The organism is Cellulomonas palmilytica, assembly GCF_021590045.1.
Classification (GTDB): domain Bacteria; phylum Actinomycetota; class Actinomycetes; order Actinomycetales; family Cellulomonadaceae; genus Cellulomonas; species Cellulomonas palmilytica.
Genome location: NZ_CP062221.1, coordinates 1,350,206 through 1,369,484 on the forward strand (window position 1 = coordinate 1,350,206; position 19,279 = coordinate 1,369,484).

General features: G+C 69.6%; 20 protein-coding genes and 1 tRNA gene. 9 read left to right on the forward strand and 12 right to left on the reverse strand.

The genetic code is table 11. From position 1 onward, the window contains the following. The first annotated feature begins 206 nt into the window (after positions 1–206). A complete protein-coding gene (locus F1D97_RS06325) occupies positions 207–2,786 on the forward strand; it encodes a helix-turn-helix transcriptional regulator (protein WP_236123028.1) in 2,580 nt (859 codons plus the stop codon). Between the two features lie 70 nt (positions 2,787–2,856). On the opposite strand, the gene F1D97_RS17480 is transcribed toward F1D97_RS06325, so the two are convergent. Further along, positions 2,857–3,816 (reverse strand): glycoside hydrolase family 11 protein, encoded by a 960-nt coding sequence (locus tag F1D97_RS17480; protein ID WP_317618962.1) that lies wholly within the window; start codon positions 3,814–3,816, stop codon positions 2,857–2,859. A gap of 408 nt (positions 3,817–4,224) precedes the next feature. Here F1D97_RS17480 and F1D97_RS06335 point away from each other — a divergent pair. Continuing rightward, positions 4,225–4,297 (forward strand) — tRNA-Arg (locus F1D97_RS06335). Positions 4,298–4,687: 390 nt separating this feature from the next. Beyond that, positions 4,688–5,884 carry a hypothetical protein gene (locus F1D97_RS06340; RefSeq protein WP_236123029.1) on the forward strand — a complete coding sequence of 399 codons (1,197 nt, stop codon included), beginning with the start codon at positions 4,688–4,690 and terminating at the stop codon, positions 5,882–5,884. A 278-nt stretch (positions 5,885–6,162) separates the two neighbouring features. Here F1D97_RS06340 and F1D97_RS17370 read toward each other — a convergent pair whose 3' ends face one another. Together F1D97_RS17370 and F1D97_RS06345 are read right to left on the reverse strand one after the other, a co-directional pair. Then, positions 6,163–6,291 (reverse strand): hypothetical protein, encoded by a 129-nt coding sequence (locus F1D97_RS17370; RefSeq protein ID WP_255701587.1) that lies wholly within the window; start codon positions 6,289–6,291, stop codon positions 6,163–6,165. A 34-nt stretch (positions 6,292–6,325) separates the two neighbouring features. Beyond that, entirely contained in the window at positions 6,326–6,490 is a 165-nt protein-coding gene (locus F1D97_RS06345) for a hypothetical protein (RefSeq protein WP_236123030.1), read from the reverse strand. Positions 6,491–6,619: 129 nt separating this feature from the next. On the opposite strand from F1D97_RS06345, the gene F1D97_RS06350 reads away from it, so the two are divergent. From F1D97_RS06350 to istB, 4 genes are all read left to right on the forward strand, one after another. Further along, positions 6,620–6,994, forward strand: coding sequence for a helix-turn-helix domain-containing protein (locus F1D97_RS06350; RefSeq protein WP_236123031.1), 375 nt, complete (start codon positions 6,620–6,622; stop codon positions 6,992–6,994). Then, complete coding sequence (locus tag F1D97_RS06355; RefSeq protein WP_236123032.1) at positions 6,991–7,560, forward strand: ImmA/IrrE family metallo-endopeptidase; 570 nt, start codon at positions 6,991–6,993, stop codon at positions 7,558–7,560. The genes F1D97_RS06350 and F1D97_RS06355 overlap by 4 nt, the downstream gene beginning before the upstream one ends. Positions 7,561–7,903: 343 nt before the next feature. Next, entirely contained in the window at positions 7,904–9,127 is a 1,224-nt protein-coding gene (istA, locus tag F1D97_RS06360; protein WP_236122558.1) for an IS21 family transposase, read from the forward strand. Next, on the forward strand, positions 9,127–9,915 hold the full coding sequence (istB, locus tag F1D97_RS06365) for an IS21-like element helper ATPase IstB (protein ID WP_236122557.1): 789 nt from the start codon (positions 9,127–9,129) through the stop codon (positions 9,913–9,915). Before istA ends, istB begins: the two co-directional genes overlap by 1 nt. Positions 9,916–9,967: 52 nt before the next feature. On the opposite strand, the gene F1D97_RS06370 is transcribed toward istB, so the two are convergent. Together F1D97_RS06370 and F1D97_RS06375 are read right to left on the reverse strand one after the other, a co-directional pair. Then, positions 9,968–10,828: an IS3 family transposase gene (locus F1D97_RS06370; RefSeq protein WP_236123033.1), complete on the reverse strand. Its 861-nt coding sequence runs from the start codon at positions 10,826–10,828 to the stop codon at positions 9,968–9,970. After that, positions 10,825–11,112, reverse strand: coding sequence for a transposase (locus F1D97_RS06375; protein WP_186811418.1), 288 nt, complete (start codon positions 11,110–11,112; stop codon positions 10,825–10,827). Before F1D97_RS06375 ends, F1D97_RS06370 begins: the two co-directional genes overlap by 4 nt. A gap of 88 nt (positions 11,113–11,200) precedes the next feature. Here F1D97_RS06375 and F1D97_RS06380 point away from each other — a divergent pair, with 88 nt between their 5' ends. Continuing rightward, a complete protein-coding gene (locus F1D97_RS06380) occupies positions 11,201–11,461 on the forward strand; it encodes a hypothetical protein (RefSeq protein WP_236123034.1) in 261 nt (86 codons plus the stop codon). Positions 11,462–11,627: 166 nt separating this feature from the next. On the opposite strand, the gene F1D97_RS06385 is transcribed toward F1D97_RS06380, so the two are convergent. From F1D97_RS06385 to F1D97_RS06415, 7 genes are all read right to left on the reverse strand, one after another. Beyond that, positions 11,628–14,354 (reverse strand): hypothetical protein, encoded by a 2,727-nt coding sequence (locus F1D97_RS06385; RefSeq protein WP_236123035.1) that lies wholly within the window; start codon positions 14,352–14,354, stop codon positions 11,628–11,630. 360 nt (positions 14,355–14,714) lie between these two features. Beyond that, complete coding sequence (locus F1D97_RS06390; protein WP_236123036.1) at positions 14,715–15,161, reverse strand: DUF6924 domain-containing protein; 447 nt, start codon at positions 15,159–15,161, stop codon at positions 14,715–14,717. Between the two features lie 85 nt (positions 15,162–15,246). Next, positions 15,247–15,489 carry a toxin gene (locus tag F1D97_RS06395; protein ID WP_236123037.1) on the reverse strand — a complete coding sequence of 81 codons (243 nt, stop codon included), beginning with the start codon at positions 15,487–15,489 and terminating at the stop codon, positions 15,247–15,249. Continuing rightward, positions 15,486–15,725, reverse strand: a complete 240-nt coding sequence (locus F1D97_RS06400) for a ribbon-helix-helix protein, CopG family (RefSeq protein ID WP_236123504.1) — start codon at positions 15,723–15,725, stop codon at positions 15,486–15,488. The genes F1D97_RS06395 and F1D97_RS06400 overlap by 4 nt, the downstream gene beginning before the upstream one ends. Positions 15,726–16,282: 557 nt before the next feature. Beyond that, complete coding sequence (locus F1D97_RS17535) at positions 16,283–16,465, reverse strand: tyrosine-type recombinase/integrase (RefSeq protein ID WP_396022580.1); 183 nt, start codon at positions 16,463–16,465, stop codon at positions 16,283–16,285. Beyond that, a complete protein-coding gene (locus tag F1D97_RS06410; RefSeq protein ID WP_236123038.1) occupies positions 16,462–16,851 on the reverse strand; it encodes a hypothetical protein in 390 nt (129 codons plus the stop codon). The genes F1D97_RS17535 and F1D97_RS06410 overlap by 4 nt, the downstream gene beginning before the upstream one ends. A gap of 84 nt (positions 16,852–16,935) precedes the next feature. Then, the gene (locus tag F1D97_RS06415; protein ID WP_236123039.1) at positions 16,936–18,165 is read right to left on the reverse strand and encodes a Fic family protein; all 1,230 of its coding nucleotides are present in this window, start codon (positions 18,163–18,165) and stop codon (positions 16,936–16,938) included. Positions 18,166–18,440: 275 nt separating this feature from the next. Here F1D97_RS06415 and F1D97_RS06420 point away from each other — a divergent pair, with 275 nt between their 5' ends. Then, positions 18,441–18,935 (forward strand): hypothetical protein, encoded by a 495-nt coding sequence (locus tag F1D97_RS06420; RefSeq protein WP_236123040.1) that lies wholly within the window; start codon positions 18,441–18,443, stop codon positions 18,933–18,935. Positions 18,936–19,279: the final 344 nt, after the last annotated feature.

Below are 19,279 nucleotides of genomic sequence, written 5' to 3' on the forward strand. Positions count from 1 at the left end.
ATCGCTACGCAACGTCCGTCGCGCCCTGGTCCAGGTCAGGCGTTCAGCCTTTCGGGGAATACCTGCCGGGTGGATGAAATGTGGTCGTTCACCCTCTGACCCTCTTGCTTCACCCTCTCGTGGCGGCAAGATGGCGGAATCGTCCCCTTTCGCTGGGAGACTCTGTGACAGCGTGGTCATCCCCTTTGCCGGGGGCAATCGACGTCGTGCCGGGTGGGCAGCCGGCCCACGGCTTCGCCCGGCACGGTTCGCGTGGCCCGCGGCAGTGGGTGGCGCCGCCGTCGCGGCGGCGCGCGGTCGAGGAGCTGCGCGAGAGCCTGCGCGCGCAGCGCTCGGTGATGGTCGTCGGCGAGGCGGGGGTGGGGAAGACCGCGCTCGCGGCGCGCGCGCTCGAGGGGCTGACGGTCGACGGGCAGGCGCCCGTGGCGGTCGCGCTCACGGGGGCGTCCGCGCGTGCGGGGCTGCCGCTGTCCGCGCTGGAGCCGCTGCTGGGCGACGAGATCCTCGCGTACGGGAGCTTCGCGCGGACCGTGCGCGCGCTGCACGACTCGCTGGCCCAGCTGAGCGCCGGGTCGCCCGTGGTGCTGCGCCTCGACGACGCGCACCTGCTCGACGACGCGTCCGCGCAGGCGCTCGCGTGGGTGGTGCGGCAGGACGAGGTGGTGCTCGTCGCGACGATGCGGCCCGCGGGCGCGTCCGGCTCGCCGTGGCTCGAGCTGTGGAAGGACGACGTGGTCGAGCGCGTCGACGTCTCGCCGTTCACGGTGAGCGAGATGGAGCAGTGGCTCGCGGGCGAGCTCGGCGGCACGCCCACGGCCGACACCGTGCAGCGCGTGTGGGGCGAGACGCAGGGCAACGTGTTCCACGCGCGCGAGCTGGTGCGCGCCGAGAAGGCGTCCGGGGCGCTGCGCGAGTACGAGTCGGTGTGGGTGTGGACCGGGCGGGCGACGCCCGGGGCGCGGCTGCTGGAGATCGTCGAGAACGACGTGTCGCGCCTGTCGTCGGACGCGCACCGCGCGCTCGAGGTCGTCGCGATGCTGTGCCCCGCGCCGCTGTCGCTGCTGCTGGACGCGGTCCCGCAGGCCGCGGTCGACGAGCTCGTGCACGGCGGGGTCGCGACGCTGCGGCCCGAGCGGTCCGCCGGGGGCGGCAGCGAGATCGTCGTCGACCTGGCGCACGCCCTGTACGCGGAGGCGGTGCGCGCGCGGGTGCCCGGCGGTCGTCGTCGCGAGGTGCTGGACCTGGTCGCGGACTCGACGCACGCCGCGACGGGCGCGTCCCTGCTGCGCTCGGTGCTGCTCGCGATGGACGCCGGGCTCGCGGTGGGGCCGCACCGGTTGGAGTCCGCGATCGAGGAGGCGTTCACGCTCCAGCAGCCGGACGTCGTCGTACGGCTCATCGACCTGGCGCTGCGCTCGGCGACCGTCGGCGGGGACCGGTGGGCGCAGCTCATGAACTGGCGCGCGCAGGCGTGGTGGGCGCAGACGGACCTGGTGCGCGCGCAGCACGACGCGGAGACCGTGATCGACACGCTGCGCGCGCTGCCCACGCTGGACGCGGGGCTCGCGCTGCGGCTCGCGGACGCCGTGCAGGTGGTCGCCGCGTCGTTGCACGCGTCGGGGATCGACGTCGCGGAGGCGCTGCGCGTGGTCGACGACGCCGCCGCGCACCTGGAGGCCGTGCGCGCGCCGGGGACGTGGCGGGCCGAGCTGCGCGCCACGCGTCTGACGCGGCTGGGGTGGGGCGGGTACGACGAGCGTGCGCACGACGAGGCGCTCGCGCTGCTGGCCGCGCCGCGCGTGCCCGCGACGGCCGTGCGGCTGGTGGCGCCCACCGCGCTGCGCCTGGCCAACGCCGGCCGGTTCGCCGAGGCGCACGCGCTGTGCGAGCGGCACGTGCCCATCGCGGTCGCGTACGGCGAGCGGTACCGCTGGGGTGTCGGGGAGATCGCGATGCTCGACGCGGTCATGCGCCTGTGGTCCGGGGACGTGCGGCCGCTCGCGATGGCGGAGGACCCCGAGGCCGGGGCGCCGCTGGACTGGGTCGCGACGCAGATCGCGCGCGGCATCACCGGCATCGCGTTCGGCGTGTGGTCGCAGGCCGCCACGGACCTGCGCGCCGCGAACGCGCGCCTGCGCGTCGACGACTCCCGCGCCCTGACCGCCTACACCACGGCCGCCGAGGCCCTGGCCATGGCGGCGAGCGGCACGACGCGCGCCGCGCACCACCTGCTCGACCAGCTGCGCACCGTGCCCCTGCGCGCCGCGGCGGCGCTCGAGCCCGAGATCCGGCTCGTCCGCCTCGACACCCTGACGTGGCTGCACGACGAGGACCCCGCGCGCGAGGCCGCGTCGCTGGCGGTGTGGGCGCGCGAACGTGGTGCGCTGCGCGTCGAGCTCGAGGCCCTGCACCGCTACGTCCGCGCCGGCCACCACGCGCCGGACGTCATCGCGCGCGTCGACGAGCTCGCGACGCTCGTCGAAGGCCCCCGCGCCGCCGCGGTGGCCGCCCACGTCGCCGCGCTGGCCGCGCAGGACGCGGACCTCGCGCGCATCGCCGAGCGCGAGCTCAACCGCTGCGGCCTGTGGCTCCCGCCCGTCGAACCACCCGTGGCCCTCACTCCTCGCGAGCGTGAGATCGCCTCGCTCGCGGCGGGCGGCATGACGAGCCGCGCGATCGCCGCCCGCCTGACGCTCTCGGTGCGGACCGTCGACTCCCACCTGGCGCGCGTCTTCACCAAGACGGGCGTGCACTCCCGCGAAGGCCTGATCGCGGTCCTGCGCTGACACGCGCAGGGGCGGGACCGCTGGTGCGGCCCCGCCCCGGTGGTGCGTGTGTGTCAGTGGTGCGTGTGTGTCAGCAGAACGCGCTGGGCGTCCAGTTCACGTTGTTCGGACCCTTGTAGTAGGTCACGCCGAACGTGTTGCCGGCACCGTTCGGGGTGAACGTGTTGCCGTTGCGGTTCGCGTTCCAGTGGTTCTGGATCGACTGGCCGTTCGACGGGTACACCGTCACCGTCCAGCTGTTCGAGCCGGAGACCGAGTAGGTGACGTTGAAGCGGTCACCCCACTCCTGCGTCTTCGTCGCGGACACCGTGCAGGAGCCGCCGCCGCCGGTGTTGCCGCCACCGCCGGTGTTCCCGCCGCCGCCGGTGTTGCCACCGCCGCCCGAGCCCTCGGACACGGTGATGTTCGACGAGCCGGAGGACTGGTACCCCTCGGTCGCCAGGATCTGGTAGTTCTGCGAGCCCAGGTTCATGCCCTTCGACGCCCACGCGTTGAAGTGGTTCGCGGCCGTGATCGTGCCGCCCGTCCGCTTCTGCTGGCGCACCGACCAGTACTGGTAGAACGTGGCCGTGCCCTGGATCGAGGGCTGGTTCACGCGCTGCGTGCGGTAGATGTCGTACGTGCCACCGTCGGAGTTCACGGTGCCCATGTACGAGCCCGTCGGGCGGTACGTGCCCCAGTTGTCGACGATGTAGTACTCGATCAGCGGACCCGTGGTCCACCCGTACAGCGTCAGGTACGCGTTGCCCGACGGGTTGAACTGCCCGCTGTAGGACACCGCGCGGCCCGACCCCGTCTGCCAGCCCTTGCCGGCGACGAAGTTGCCCGTGTTGCGCCACGACGTCGAGTAGTTACCACCCGAGCCGAGCTCCATCGACACCGTGCCCTGCGAGTCCGTCCAGAACGAGTAGTAGTACCCGCCGCTGTTGCCGGTCTGGTTGGACGTGACCGCCGCCGACGCCGGCAGCGCGATCGCGAGACCCGTCCCGACGAGACCGGCGACGGCCACGCCTGCGACGAGCTGCTTCACGGACCGACGACGATGCTTCGGACGCCGGAGGGTTGCGAAACTTGCGGTCATTCTGCACTCCTTCGTGCGGAATCGTGGATCGGGGAGACGCGAGGGTCGTTGGCCGCTGCACTATGCCGCTGACCTGCGGCGATGCGGCTCGATCCACACCGATGACCTGCCTGAGGACCTTCCCCTGCAGGACCTTGCCCGAGGAGTGTGGGCGCGTTGCCCCGAGATGGTCAAGATGTCTGAGATGAACTTTCGTCCGCTGAACCGGTTATTTTTCGAACTCTCGCTGGCCCCTGGCAACCGACCGCCCCTCGCCCGAGCGCAGCGCTCCGCACCGACGACCCTCCCGCCGGCCGGTAGGCTGGCCTGCGCCGCCGCGACCCCGCGTCGCACGCGGCAGCCCGGGCCCCGGCCCGAGCGCCTGTAGCTCAGGGGATAGAGCACCGCTCTCCTAAAGCGGGTGTCGGCAGTTCGAATCTGCCCAGGCGCACAGAGTGTCTTCGCAGGTCAGCCGCCTGTACGGTGCCTCGGACGCCGGGACCGCTTCGTCCGCCTGGGGCTCGTGGTCAGCGTGTGGTCAGCGACTCGTCTCAGGACGTGGACGGACGCCGGCGGACGGGGCCGGCCATCGGGGCGGTGGCTCGGCGCCGCTGGCGGCGCCAAGTCCTCTAGGTCATCCGGGCATCGGTGAGCCGAGTCGGGTGCGCCGGACGACGTTGCGATCCCTTCCAGTCACTCGAAAACCACAGGCGTGGTCCTCGCAGCCGGCTGCAGCCCGAGGTGGAGGATGCCGACGGCAAGGCGCCGCGTACGGGCAAGTTCGACCGTGCCAAGTCCGCGGCCCTGCATCCCCTGTCTGCCGCCTTGAGAGGATGATCGCGTGGACCTCCGGTATGCCCTGGCCTTGATGGGCTCGCCCATCAATGTGTTTGGCCGCAGCGACGCGACGTTGGCGGCAGAGGCGCAGCAACGGCTCAAGAGTTCCATCGCGTTCGGCCTTCCGTACCTCGACGGCGGGATCACCGTGCGGCCGGTGCAAATCCTGCACGAGCTCGCCGTCGCGACGAGGTTCGCGTACGCGCCTGACGTCTTCGAGGTGTATCGGTACTGGGCTCTCATGCGCTACGTCGGGGGGTTCGACCGGACCAAGGCCATGCCGCCCGCTCTCACGCTTTCAGCCGCGGCGCGGAAGGTGCGCGGTCACCAGCGAGCGATCATGAGCGAGGAGTTCGGGGTGGGAATGTCCGTCGTCCTGGCGCGGCGTTGGTTCGAGCACACCTTCCCGGGCCTCGTGATGGACACCGTCGACGTCGATGTGGCGATCGCCTCCGGCATGGTCGACAAGCCGAAGGGCCGGCGAGCGGACTTCGTCTTGAGCGCCACCGCCCCAGGCGCTCGCAGGATGTCGGCGCACGGCGTGCTGGAATCAAAGGGCGCGACGCGGTCCGACAAGCACGCGCGGGATATCCCGGCTGGAGCCGGGCAGGTCGAGGCCACGACAATCCAGGGGAAGGCGGTGCCCGGCATCGTGGGAGGGGTGCTCGCGGGCGCCGAACTTCGGTACGCCGCGGTGGGGGTGCAGCCCCTACACAGCGGAGGGCCCGTCGACCTCGGCGAGGTCGGCAGACTCGATGGCGGCACGCGCGTGGCTAAGCAAGTGGACGCGTCACGTGCAGCCACCGACGTGTTCGGCACCGTGCTTGCCCGGTATGCCGAGATCGCAGACGTGCCGGAGTTGTTCCTTCGTCTCGCACCCGCGCGGCTCCGGGCGCAACGCCGTCCCACCGGCCGTCGCGGCCAAGCGGCGCAGGAGGTCGTGAATCAAGTCGTGTACACCGGTACCCGTTCCAGGGTGCCGCTGCCCGGCGGCGAAATGGAGGCCTTCCTCGGCGTCGATCGGGAACTGATCGGCGCCCTCTGGGAAGGCGACTTTGCGACCATCAATCGCGTGCGGGCACGCCCTAGCCGGAGAGGCGACGTGACGGCCCCGGCCCCTGACGCGCAGGCAGCGCGGGATGAGATTGTGAGCACCTCCACGCCCGCCACAGCCCTCGTGCTGCGGGCCCTGCGCGACTGACTGGAGAGTTCTCCCACCGGGGAGATGGCCTGGGGTCCGGGTGCTGCCGGCCCGCTCCCGACCCCAGGCCCTCGCCGATCACCTCGCGAGCATCTGAGTGACCCACTCGCGAAACACCCACACGCCTGCGCCCAGCACCGTCAGCCTCACGGCCAACTCGACGAGGCCGTCGACCAGCTTCTCCATGTCCTCCACCTCCCAACTTGCTCGATCTGTCGGACCCGTCCAGGGCGCCCCGGTCGCGCTACCGACAGGGAGCATCGGTCGCTCCCGCGGCCTTACTTGCGCTTGCCCTTGGTCGACTCGTTCACAGTCGTCCTCGGCGACTTCTTGACGGTGGACTGCTTCACGAACCGCCCAGAGATCGCGCTGCGCCCACGCTTGCCGCTGCCCTTGCTCGTTGCCATGTGATCACCTCCTTCCCCTCCGTCGTCGGCGCCGTCACGCCTTGCGGATGAGCTTCCAGGTGACCGCCGCGGCTGCGTACGGCGGCATCGTGTTGCCCTTGGCGATGGGGGCGGTCGTGGATGGCGTCCCGACGGCCTGCCACACGCCGCTCTCCGGGCAGGTCTCGCCGGTACGGGCCGTCGTGCCGATCTCAGCCATGGTGATCCTCTCTCGTGTCAGTGATCCGATATCGAACCACGGTGCCGACGCTAGCCCGTCGGCGTGCCGGAATGCAACCGCTGTTCCGAAAGTGCGACACTGGAGGCTGGACGATCAGGAGGGAGCCTCATGTCGAAGGCCCGGATCGATGCCGCAGCTCTGCAGAACGCACTGGAGCAGGCGCGTCTGACGAAGGGGCTGTCGTGGCGACAAGTCGCCGCCGAGAGCGGCGTGACACCGTCGCTCCTCTCGCGCCTCCGGAACGGATACAAGCCGGACGCCGACGGATTCATGACGCTGGTCACGTGGCTCGGGCTGCCGGCGGAGGACTTCCTCATCGAGGAAGGCGAAGCACGCGCCGCTTCCGAGCCCGAGCTGACGGTGCGCCTCGCGCCGCTGCTCCGAGCGAGCAAGGACTTGGAGGAGGAGGACGTCGCAATGCTGCAAGAGCTCATCCAAGCCACGCTGCGACGTGCAGCCGTCAGGCGGCAGGAGCGCGGGTGAATAAGGCGGGGCTGAAGCGGCTCGCATTGGAGGTGCGGGAGGAGATTGGGCTCGGCCCGCACGACCCACTGGATCCGCTTCAGCTCGCCGACGCTTACGGGATTGATGTCCTCCCGCTGTCCCAACTCGGGTGCTCGCCCACGGTGCTCGCCCACTTCCAGTCCGCCAGGCAGTCGGTGTTCTCGGGGGCGCTGGTGCCCCTCAGTGATGGCAGCACGGTGATCGTGGAGAACGACACGCACGCACCCGAGCGGCGCGTGTCCACTGCGAGCCACGAGATGGCCCACGTGATCCTCGAGCATCCCTTCACCGCCACGCTCATGGACGGGAAGGGCTGCCGCATCTCCGAGCCGGCACACGAGGCGGAGGCTGCAGAGCTCGGTGGTGAGTTGCTGATCCCAACGGACGCCGCACGGCGGCTCGCCTACCTCAACGTCGCTGATGTCGATGTGGCGCGTAGGTTCGGTGTGAGCGTCGAGATGGCGAGGTGGCGGATGACCGCGACCGGCGCGCGCAAGGTGGCAGCCCGTGCGCGTGCGAAGCGAGCAGGTCAGCGAGCGCGGTAGGAATCGCTTGGAAGAGGCCGTGGCCTGTGTTTGTCTGCGGGTGGCACGGAGGACGCAGGTGAGTCGATAAGCCTCGGCACCTGCATCAGCGGTATCACCGGTAGCCGCTCCATCGCCTGCCAGGTCGCCTCGCTGAACAGATGCCCGTACAGGTCCATCGTCATCGTCGCCGTCGAGTGCCCGAGGATCACCTGCACCGCCTTGGAGCCTGACCCGGTTTCCCGGACAGTTCGGGTTGGTTGATCATGCCGCCGCGGTAGCGGTGGTGTGTGTCGACGACGCCTGAAGACTGATCAGGGATCGACGGCTGAAATCTGACCAGGCTGCCGTGATCCTGAGGAGGGTGATCGGTGTGGAGGACTGGGCAGAGGTCCGTCGGCTGCGTCGCGTCGAGGGCAAGTCGATCTCGGCGATCGCGCGTGACCTCGGGATCGCGCGGAACACCGTGAAGAAGGCGCTGGCCAGCGACCGGCCGCCGAAGTACGAACGCCCGGCGAAGGGCTCGCTGGTCGACGCGGTCGAGCCGCAGATCCGCGAGTTGTTGGCGTCGTGCCCGAGCATGCCTGCGACGGTGATCGCGCAGCGGATCGTCTGGGAGCACTCGTTGACGATCTTGAAGGACCGGGTGCGGGTGCTGCGCCCGTACTACCTGCCCCCGGATCCGGCGTCGCGCACGACCTACGAGCCGGGGCACCGGTTGCAGTGCGACCTGTGGTTCCCGCCGGTCGACGTGCCGCTCGGGGCGGGGCAGGTCGGGTCCCCGCCGGTGCTGGTGATGGTGGCGGGCTACTCACGGATGATGTTCGCGCTCATGCTGCCCTCGCGGCAGGCCCCGGACTTGATCGCCGGGCACTGGGCGCTGCTGACGTCGATGGGCGCGGTGGCTCGTGAGCTGGTCTGGGACAACGAGGCCGCGGTCGGGTCCTGGCGGGCCGGCAGACCGAAGCTGACCGAGGAGTTCGAGGCGTTCCGCGGGGTCCTGGGCATCGGGGTCCACCAGTGCCGCCCGCGCGATCCGGAAGCCAAGGGGCTGGTCGAGCGCGCGAACGGCTACTTGGAGACCTCGTTCCTGCCCGGGCGGGTGTTCACCAGCCCCGAGGACTTCAACGCCCAGCTCGCTGACTGGCTGCCGGTCGCGAACGCCCGCCAGCACCGCGCTCTGGGTTGCCGGCCGTTGGACCGGTGGGCGGCCGACCGGGACGCGATGCTCACCTTGCCGCCGGTCACCCCGCAGCTCGGATCACGCGCGCGGGTCCGGTTGCCGCGTGACCACTACGTCAGAGTCGGGTCGAATGACTACTCGGTCGACCCGGTCGCGGTCGGCCGGTTCGTCGAGGTCGTCGCCGACCTTGAGCAGGTCACCGTGCGCCTGGGCGCGAAGGTCGTCGCGTCGCATCAGCGGTGCTGGGCGCGGTGGCAGACGGTCACCGACCCCACCCACAAGGCCGCCGCCCTGGCGCTGTCCCACGCGGCCGCGCACCGCGCGCCGGCGACGGACCTCGACGAGGTCGAGCAGCGTGACCTGGGCGCCTACGACGCCGCGTTCGGCCTGACCGAGGTCGCCTGATGCCCGCCACGAGGGCCCCGGCCCGGGACGTGACCAGCGAGCTCGCGTTCTTGACCCGCGCGCTGAAGGCCCCGACGCTGCGCGAGGCGGTCGAGCGGCTCGCCGAACGCGCCCGCGCGGAGTCCTGGACCCACGAGGAGTTCCTCGCGGCCTGCCTGCAACGCGAGGTCGCCGCCCGCGAGACCCACGGCGGCGAAGGACGCATCCGCGCCGCCCGGTTCCCCGCCCGCAAGTCCCTGGAGGACTTCGACTTCGAGCACGCCCGCGGCCTGGCCCGCGACCAGATCGCCCACCTGGGGACCTTGGACTTCGTGACCGCCCGCGAGAACGTCGTCTTCCTCGGCCCGCCCGGCACCGGCAAGACCCACCTGGCCACCGGGATCGCGATCCGCGCCTGCCAGGCCGGGCACCGGGTCCTGTTCGCGACCGCCTCACAGTGGGTCGACCGCCTGGCGACCGCGCACCACGACGGGCGCCTGCAAGACGAGCTACGCCGCCTGGGCCGCTACCCGCTGCTCGTGATCGACGAGGTCGGCTACATCCCCTTCGAACCCGAGGCCGCGAACCTGTTCTTCCAGCTCGTCTCAGCCCGCTACGAACGCGCCTCCCTGATCGTCACCTCGAACAAGCCGTTCGGCCGCTGGGGCGAGGTCTTCGGCGACGACACCGTCGCCGCCGCGATGATCGACCGCCTCGTCCACCACGCCGACGTCATCGCCCTCAAAGGCGACTCCTACCGACTCAAGAACCGCGACCTCGGCCGCCCACCCGCGGCCAGCACAGACTGACGACAACCAAGGCAGGGTGGTCAACTTTCAGACGTCGATCCCTGATCAGGATTCAGCCGTCGTTGACAGTGTGAAGGTCCTCGAAGTCGTTCGGGGACCGGTAGCCGAGGCCGGAGTGGCGCCGGTGGGGGTTGTAGAAGCCTTCGATCCACTCGAAGATCGCCGCGGCGAGCTCCTCGCGGCTGGCCCAGGTGCGCCGGTCCAGGAGCTCGCGCTGCATGGTCGACCAGAACGACTCCATCATCGTGTTGTCCACGCTCGAGGCGACCCGGCCCATGGACCCGAGCAGGCCGGCCGAGCGCAGCCGGTGCCCGAAGATCCACGAGGTGTGGGCTCCGCGGTCCGCGTGGACGATCACGCCCGGCGCGGGCTGGCGGGTCCAGATGGCCATCTGCAGGGCGTCGACGACCAGCTCGGAGCGCATGTGGTCCGCGATCGACCACCCCACGACCTTGCGGGTGAACACGTCCAGGACCGCGGCGCAGTAGACCTTCCCGGTGTTCGTGGGGTGCTCGGTGATGTCGGTGCACCACAACCGGTCCGGGCTGTCGGCGGTGAAGCGCCGGCGGACCAGGTCCTCGTGCGGTGCAGGCAGCGGCCGCTGTCCACGACGTTTGCGCCGGTGACACACCCCGGCCAGGCCCGCGGAGCGCATCAGCCGGGCCACGCGCTTGCGCCCGCTGGCCAGACCCAGACCGAGCCGCAGCTCGGCATGGACCCGGGGAGCCCCGTAGGTGCACCGCGACATCTGGTGGACCGCCACGATCGTCGCGGTGAGCTCGGCGTCGGCCAGCGACCGGGCCGAGGGCGGCCGGACCTGCCAGTAGCCGGACCTGGAGACCTTCAGCACCCGGCAGGCCACCGCGACGGACACCCCGTCCTCGGCGAGCTCACGGACCAGCCGGAACGTCATTTTGGGAGGACGTTCTCCCGGGCGAAGTAGGCGCTGGCGCGCTTGAGGATCTCGTTCTCCATCTCCAGCACCCGGGTCCGGCGGCGCAGCTCGACCAGCTCCTTGCGTTCCTCGCTGGTCAGACCCTCCCGACGGCCGGTGTCCACGTCGTCCTGGGCCATCCACCGACGCAGGCACGACTCGCTGATCCCTAGGTCGGCCGCGACCTTCGCGACCGGCTGCTGGCCACTGCGGGCCAGGTCCACTGCTCGGCGCCGGAACTCCGGCGGCTTGGCTGCAGGCACAAGGACTCCTCTCGAAGGTGACATCGTCACCTCACGGCAGGTGTCCGGGAAACCGGGGCAGGCTCCGTCGTTCGAATACCTCAGCGCGATGGCCGACGTCACACCGCTGCTCTCCGAGACGACGTGGCATCGGATGTTGGACGAGCGTGAGCTCGGCTGGCGAGGCCGGGTTCTGATCTTCCTGGACTATGTCGCACGTGAAGACGCCCAATACTGCACAATCCCCGACCATGCGACCTACGAGAGTCAGAGGCGCATCACCATCCAGCTGGCCGATGTCGCCCGCCGCATCGAAGTGCAGACAGGCGCCGGCGGAAGGAGGTCGTCGGCGGATACGGCTAGGGGCTAGTTGCGACCGAGTCCGGCGCAGCGAAGGGTGCACGTAGAGGCCCGTCTAGGCGATGCTGCGCAGCGAAGGGACTGGTCCCGGTGGCTACGCCGTGGGCCAGGGCCGCTGGCGAGCAGCCCTCTCCCGGGCCGCATCCGGGTGAGTGAGCACTCAGCTAGTGCCTACGTCACCCTTCTGGAGCGCCCTCATCAGTTGCGTCGGCTTCGTCGATGATGGTGATCGCGTGGACGCGGGGCTCCTCAACAACCCGCCATTGCAGCGACTCGCCGAGTTCGACTCGCGCCCTGGGCTCCGACCCCTTGGACGGATGTGTGAAGACACCGACCGCAACGCCTACGTCGGCGAGGGGCTCCAGCTCCTCTTTCGCTTCGGGCTCTCGCAGCGCGTCCAGGCTGTGGAGACGGTCGACCAAGATGACCTTTCCATCCAAGCTGTCATCGAACAGTGGAAACACTCGAATCGCCGACTGATTCAGGCGCACCTCGCCCGTCTCGAAGTCCCGCACGCCAAGTGTGGCGAGGGCCTCATAGGAGGAGGCTATTGCTACCGGTTCGATCATGTCGGTCGCGAGGCCGAAAAGCAGAGCGGGCAGGTCTGCGACCCGCGCACTGTGCTCGTGGCCTAGGTCGAGGCATTGCTCAACGATGGACGCCTCTTCGCCGCGAACCATTGCGTTGGCCAACTGTCGGCCCAGGTCCTCTGGCGGCGCTATCGTCCGGGGCGACTCGACGAAGAACACCTTGGGCACGATCACGTTCATGCCGAGCACCCGCCTTTGGCCGACGGTGGACCAAGAGGCCGAAGACGTTTGTCCGACGAAGAGATCGAGAAGCCTTGGCGGGTCCACCAGAGACTGACGAAGCGTGTTCACGAAGGCGTCCACTCTCGAGTCGTCGAGAGGTAGTTCGGCGAGGATCCGGTTCTGCTTTTCCTCCCACTCGCTGATCATCTTCCTAAGAGCCTCGACCGTGGTCTCCACCTTGTACTTCGCCGAGTCCGTTGCGCCGCCTAGCGGGGCGGCTTGTCCCGACGCGTGCACGAGTCGCTGTGCGAGGCTAAGGTCTTCATCGTTGCGGATCGTGAAGCCAGGGGATCCGCGCATGGCCAGTAGCCCGACCCGCACCGCAAAGGAACCTAACTCGAGTGACTGGGCTACTAGCGGTAGGGCGTCGCGCGTTTCCCAGAAGCGCCATTGCCCAGCAGACTCGTGTCGTTCGTCGAGAACTTCGAGCGCCTCTCCAACGGACCGCCGGTCGAGGCGCTCCAAGAGCGGTGCTGGGTCGACTCCCGCGAGCTTGCCGAGTTTCTCCTGGGAGTACATGACCCAGGCTGCAAGCGCGATCAAGCCGGCATTCTTGTGGACGAGGGCTGCGTCGAGGTCGCGACGGCCGAATCGGTATAGGTTCGACATGTAGTCGAGTGCGCGAAGAGCGCGCGAGTCCAGGCCTGGGCCGTCGAGGGAGTGCTTGATCATCTCTACGTAGGTCCAGATGCATGCCTTTGCGCTGTCGACCGCCGCGCTTTGGTCGGCCAACTCCGCGGGAATCATAAGTTCGGCGATGTTCTGAAGAGCCACGAGCGCGTGCTCCTGGGCGTCTTCGCCGGAGGCCGGTTGGTCCAGGAGCAGACGCCAGGCGTGAGGGAACGTGAGGAGGGCAGCCTGCAGGGCGGGGAGGTCGTTCGACCTGACGGCTCTCGTGCACCTGGCTTGCGCTGCGCTCGTGGCCGCCATTGCGAACCTTGAGCCAGCCTGCACTGCGGCGTCGTCGACCTCCCAGGTCTGCGACTCAATCCAGCGCAGCTGCTCGGGTGCCGCTTTCGAGCCTCGCCGGCGCGTCTCGGACCGGATCCAATCGATCACCTCGCGGTAGTAGGTGTACCCACGCTCGGTGCGCCCGAGACGCCCGGCTCGAATTGCCTCCAAGACGCCGTCTTCCAGGTCAGCCATTTCGGCACGGATGCGGGCACGCCAATCGTTTCCCCCGGTTATGGCTGCGGCGAGGAGGGCGCGCTGCGCTCCCTGGAGTCGGCGTGGCTCCATGTCGGGCCGGATCCCGGACACGCGCAGGATTGGGTTGCCCGGCATTACGGGTGCGCCCGGACGCAGGAGGAGCCTAACCCGTGCCCCCGTGACGTCCGCCTCCTCCGGGGCGGGCGATTCGCTGGCCTTCGGCCCTATTGGTCCGTCGAGTAGCGCCTTAGCGTTGTCCAGCCGGGTGAAGTCCCACCGAACGAGTGTGGTCGGTTCTCCTTGGTAGGTGACTGCGAAGCCTTCGTCAGGCGAAGTGCCGCTGCGTTCGATCAAGTAGGGGCGGGCGTTGACCCCGTCCCAGTGCGCGGCGACCGCTTCGGCATCCTTCTCCATTCCGAGAACCTCGAGCAATAAGCCCTTTCTCAGGTTCGCAACCGTCAGTACCTCAATCTGGTGCGGATCGGAGAAGATGCGCGCGAGCCGTGCGTAAGCGATCAAGACGAGCACCACCGACGGGGCGAGCACGAAGACGGTCCCCAGCACGACGTTCAGGTCCGAGGCTAGCCACACGGCTCCTATCGCCAGCAGCGCGTTGGCTGCCGCTCCTTGGAGTAGCAGGCCGCGATACGCGATGAAGTCGACCACGGCGCGTCTCGCGGGCCCTGCTGCCAGCGGAGGCTCGGGAAATGCCTGAAAGGCTATGGCGATACCTGCTACGCCGATCGAGAGGAAGGCCGTGTGGATCTGCCAGGCATGGCCGAGTGCCTCGTGCGGCTCTGGGGCCCACTGTGCAAATAGGTGCGGCTCGACCAGCGAGCCGACCACGGTCAAGATGCCGAGCGCTACGACGAGAAGCGCTGCCTGTGGCGTCGTAAGGACCCAGAGGTAGCAACGGTCGAGCGTGCCGTCCTTGAGGTCCACCTTCCGGAGAGTAGTGGGCGCGATGACGAGGAGGCAGTGCTTGGGACCCCTGCCTGCCAGCCATCCGCACGCGTGTCCCGCGCTGCGCCCGGGGGCGCCGGCCGTGGGTGGTGCGGCTCGCGGGCGAGGGAGTAGGAGTCGAGCTGAGTCCCGAGGCGGCACGACTGTGGTCAGTGTGTGGTCAGCCGGTACCCCGGAACGGGGTCACCGGACGAACTACCCGCATGTAGTTCCGCAGGTCAGCGCGTTATCCACAGTCCAAGATCGAACTCCTAAAGCGGGTGTCGGCAGTTCGACTCTGCCCAGGCGTACAGAGGTTCGTCGCAGGTCAGGCGACGGGTTGGTGCCCGGGTAGCAGCGTTAGGGCTCTGGTTCCGGAGCCTTGAAGCCGCGGAAGACGCCATCGGTGTCGGCGGCATCCGCGAACTCGAAGAAGTCCAGGTTGCCGATCGCGAGGTTCGCCGTGATGGGCTCGACCTCCTGCGGTACCGCCCGGAAGGTGCGGCCGACCTCCTCGTTGTAGTCGTTGATGTCGACGAACATGACCGTCAGGTCCTTCATCGTGCGGGCGTCCGCGACTGCGAGGTGAGAGAGGTAGCCGTCGCGAGGCAGCCGCACCAGGTCGGGCGCCGTCAGGCCGGCCGACTCGGGCGACTCGAACGGTTGCAGCGAAGCGCCGGCTCGGTCGAAGTCTCCGGCGTCGTAGACGGCGGTCGCCGCGTTGACGGCCGCCTGCCAGGCGACATCGTCGGAGTAGTCCGTACGAAGAAGCAGTGTGCACATGTCGGCTGGCTTGGCCAGAAGCATGTTCCGAGACTAGGTCTCCGTCTCCTCTGGAGGCGGCCATCTACGGTCCTGGATCCGAGCGAGGGCCGAGCCTCGGCGGCGCTCCCTATGGCAGCAGGTCGAGGTACTTCCGGCGGGCTGGCATCGCGTGGATGACGATCTCGTCACCGCTCTCGAGCGTGAGTACCACCGTCTCGAGCAGGCGGGCCTGGGTGTCGAAGCCGAGGCGCAGCTCGCGATAGGGCGGGCCGTCGTCGTCCAGTGGCTCGATCCACAGCGACCACGCGGCCGCCTGGATCGCGTCATCCTCCGCGACGCCGTGCTTCCGCGCGCTGCGGTGGACCCTCACGCAGCGAAGTGGGCGAGCGCGGCCCGGATCGCCTCGGACCGGGTCATGTCCTGCTTGGCTGCCGCGGCGTCGAGGGCGTCGAGCTCCTCAGCCGTGAGTCGGACGGCCACGACCTGCATCGGCTCAGCCCCGCGGCCAGGGCGCCCGCGCCCTCGACGCCTCAGCGCGTGGACGTCGTAGCCCGCCTCGGCCTCATCGGCCCACTGCTGGATCTGGTCGTCGCTCACCACGCGCATATCGTATGACGAAAACTCGCGCGCGGGTAGGCCGTGCACGCTCCGAGCGTCGGCACGAGCAATCCGTCATCATGGGTGGCGTGTGCGGGCGCTCCACGGCCGACTTTCTGGCGTCGACGGCCGACCTGGCGCGTGCCGTGATCCACGCCGATGACGGCTGGCCGACGTACGACGCCGGCATGCGCTTCCTTGGCATGGCGATGGAGGCCTTGTCGCCGACAGTCGGAGTTCCAGCCGAGGAGCTGTCAGGGGGCTCTACCTCATCTGGGGTGCCCTGACGGACGCCATGGACGCGCCCGGGCGTGGCGGTGTCGAGCAGGATGTCGCCGCCGTCGCACAGATGAAGCGTGCTGCGGCGGAATGGCTCGAGGCTCTCGGCGCGGACAGCGCGAGGCGCGCCTACCTGGATCGCTGGGTCCACGAAGAGTGCGGGTACGTGCGGCGCCTGTGACTCGGGCCAGGCCGGGAATGAGAGCCGACGTGAGCCGTCGGGCTCCAGCCCCGTGGCGCAGATCAGGACGGTGGCTCGATCGCCCGGGTCGCCTGCATCAGCGAGATCACGGGCAGCCGCTCGTCGCCTGCCCCGTTGCCTCGCTGAACAGGTGCCGTAGATGCATCGTCATCGTCGCGGCGGAGTGCCCGAGGATCACCTGCACGGCCTTCACGTCCGTCCCGGCGGCGATGCGCAGCGACGCGACCGTGTGTCGCAGGTCGTGGATCTGACGCCGGTACGGGCTCAGGCGTTGGAGAAGGTCCGCAGGATGTCCGCGCCGGAACTGAGGACGACCGCGTCCTGTGCCAGGTCCTCAGGCAGGTGCTGCCGCACCTCTTCGCGGAAGAGCATCGTCGGCACGCCAGGGGCCATCAGAACCATGTCGCCGGCCGACGCGATCCGGGCGAACAGCTCCCAGGCCAACTGCCCGCTCACATGGTTCACCATGAAGCCTGACCCTGGCTCGGCAACCCCGTAGAGGTCGGCAGTCCCGTCGTCGAAGTGCAGCTCGGCGAAGTCGAACTCCGGCTGGACCCTCATGAGGTGTGGCGCCAGGAGCTCAGCCAGCACACCGTTCTCCGCCTCGGCCGGCTCACCGCCGACGAAGCGCTGCGCGTACACCTCGAAGCTCATGGCCGGAGCGTTCCACTCAGCGCTCGGCACCTCAAGAGACCTCGGGCCGCGCAGCCGTGCCTGAGCGGGGTGTCGGCAGTACAGCTAGTGACGAGGGATCTGCTGCGCGTACTGGTCGAGCACGTTCAGGATCCCTGAGTGCTGCCAGATGCGGTTGCGCTTCATGCCCGTGCGTTCGGTCAGGACCCCGGCGTCGGTGAGCTGCGCCAGCGCTCGCTGCGCGGCGACCTCGTTGGTGCCGAAGCGCCCGACGAGCAGCCGGGCGTTGACCACCGGGTTCGAGATGAGCAGGGGAACGACCCGCCAGGCGGAGGCCTGAGGTCGCAGCCGTCGAGCCGTCAGTGCCTCGCGGGCGGCGTCGACCTGAGCGGCCAGGTCGTCGACGAGCCTCACTCCGGTGGAGGCTGCGTACCGGCTCGCGCGGGTGAACTGCTCGACGATGGGCCGGGCGTCACCGCGGCGGTACGCGCCGAGTGCCGAGAAGTACGCCTCGGTGTCCGTCAGGAGCCCCGCCGAGATGGGCGCCGTCGTGCGGGTCATGACGCCCTTCCCGCGCAGGATCGCGTGGACCAGTGCCCGCCCGGTGCGGCCGTTGCCGTCGGCGAACGGGTGGATGGTCTCGAACTGCGCGTGTGCGATGGCGGCCTGGACGATGACCGGCACGTCGTCACGGGCCAGGTAGCGGACCAGGTCGGCCATCGCCTCGGGCACCTGCTCGGCCTGCGGGGCGACGTGCGACGCGCCCCGCGGGCTGATCCTGCTCCGGCCGACCCAGACCAGCTCGTCGCGGTACGTGCCGGCGTGGTCTTCCCAGCCTCGCTGTCCGCCCAGGAGCCGGGCGTGCATTGCGAGGATGGCGCTCTCGTCGAGGTGGTCGGCGAGGGCGAGCGCGGCCTCCATCGTGCGGACGTTGGCGACGACGACCTGCGCGTTCTCGCTGCCGGACTGGTCGATCTCGGCCAGCGCGAGCTGGCGGGCGCCCACCGTCAGGTTCTCGATCTGCGACGACGAGGCCGACTCGGTGCGCAGCAGGATCGACGACATCGGGCCGAGCGTCGCGCTCTCGGCGCCGAGCTTCGCGCTTGCGTACAGGTCGAACCGTGCGAGTGCGGCGGTCGCCTCGTCGACGTCCGCCCCGAGGTCGGAGGGGATGGTCACGGAGTGGTCGGCGATCCGCGCGGGCACGCTGGACTCGTACGGGCCGGAGGCGCTCGAGAGCTGCGCGCGCGAGCTCATGCCGTCGGTCTGCGCGAGCCAGTGGTGCGACTCGTAAGCCGTCGCTGGAACCGCGAGCGTCGCGACTTCCGTTGCCATGCACGCAATCGTACTAACAGTTATTGCCGAAGTGTTAGCAAGAGCCGGACGGTCTTCATGGGAGGCGCGGGCTTGGGCTTTGGTTTGTGAGCGCGCTCGTCGCGAACATGACCGCTCGTTCAGTGCCTCGCCGCCGCGTACCGCCGTCGAGGAGATCGACGCACTCCACGAGCTCGGGCGGGCTGGTCACGGTCACGTCGTAGCCGAGCATGTCGACGGCGACGATCTCGACGCTGTCGCCGCCGGTGAGGAGACCCAGCCCGTACGCTCGGCGCGTGACGAACGACGCGCTGGCACCCGACGGCGAGCGGCGAGCGAGCGCCCAGGAGGCCCCGCGTCAAGCGCAGGCCGACCGCCTGGATGGCGAGCCGCGGAGGTCTGTCGAGCCGCGCTCCGTCGCGCGCGCACTTCGTTCGATCCGACGGCGGCGGATGCCTGATCGACAGGGGGTCGCCGTGAGTCGCCCAAGGCCGGACGCCGCCAGGATGAAGGCGCTCCGCGAAGCTCTGCTTGCGACATTCGGACCCCAGCAGGTCGTGCGCGTCGAGTACGTGACCGCCTTCAGCGAGCCGTTCCCGTTCTGGGTGTGGCTCGGCACGACGACCGACGTCGAGCGCGACGAGCTCGCGCGCGACTCGTCGGCCGGCGGGCGGGTCGCAGAGGTGGCAGGCAGGTTCGGGTTCGATGCCCTGTGCGAGGGGTTCACCGTCGAGTCCCAGGAGACGGTCGACCGTGACTACGCCGGGAACTGGTTCTACCGCCTGCGCTGACCGTCCCGGCGGTGTTCTCCCGTCGGCCTGTTCGGTTGTGTTCCGGCGTGAGAACGGGGCCCACGCAGTGCCCCTTTGAGTGACCTCCCGCGGCGAGCCTTCGCGCTCGTCCCGCTACCGCCGAGATCTGTTCTGGTCGGGACGGGCGGATGCTCCTGCGTCGTCGTTGACGCCCCGGAATGTCCTACCGACGTTCGACAGCCATACCCCGGGCCGCACCCTCGTCGTGCACCAGTTCTTCCCGGGGAAGAGCCGGCCTGGGTCGAGCTTCGCGGAGCGCCGCGTCACCGACAACGCGCGGCTCCGGGTAGTGCAGGCACATGCCGGCCAGTTCGCAGTCGACA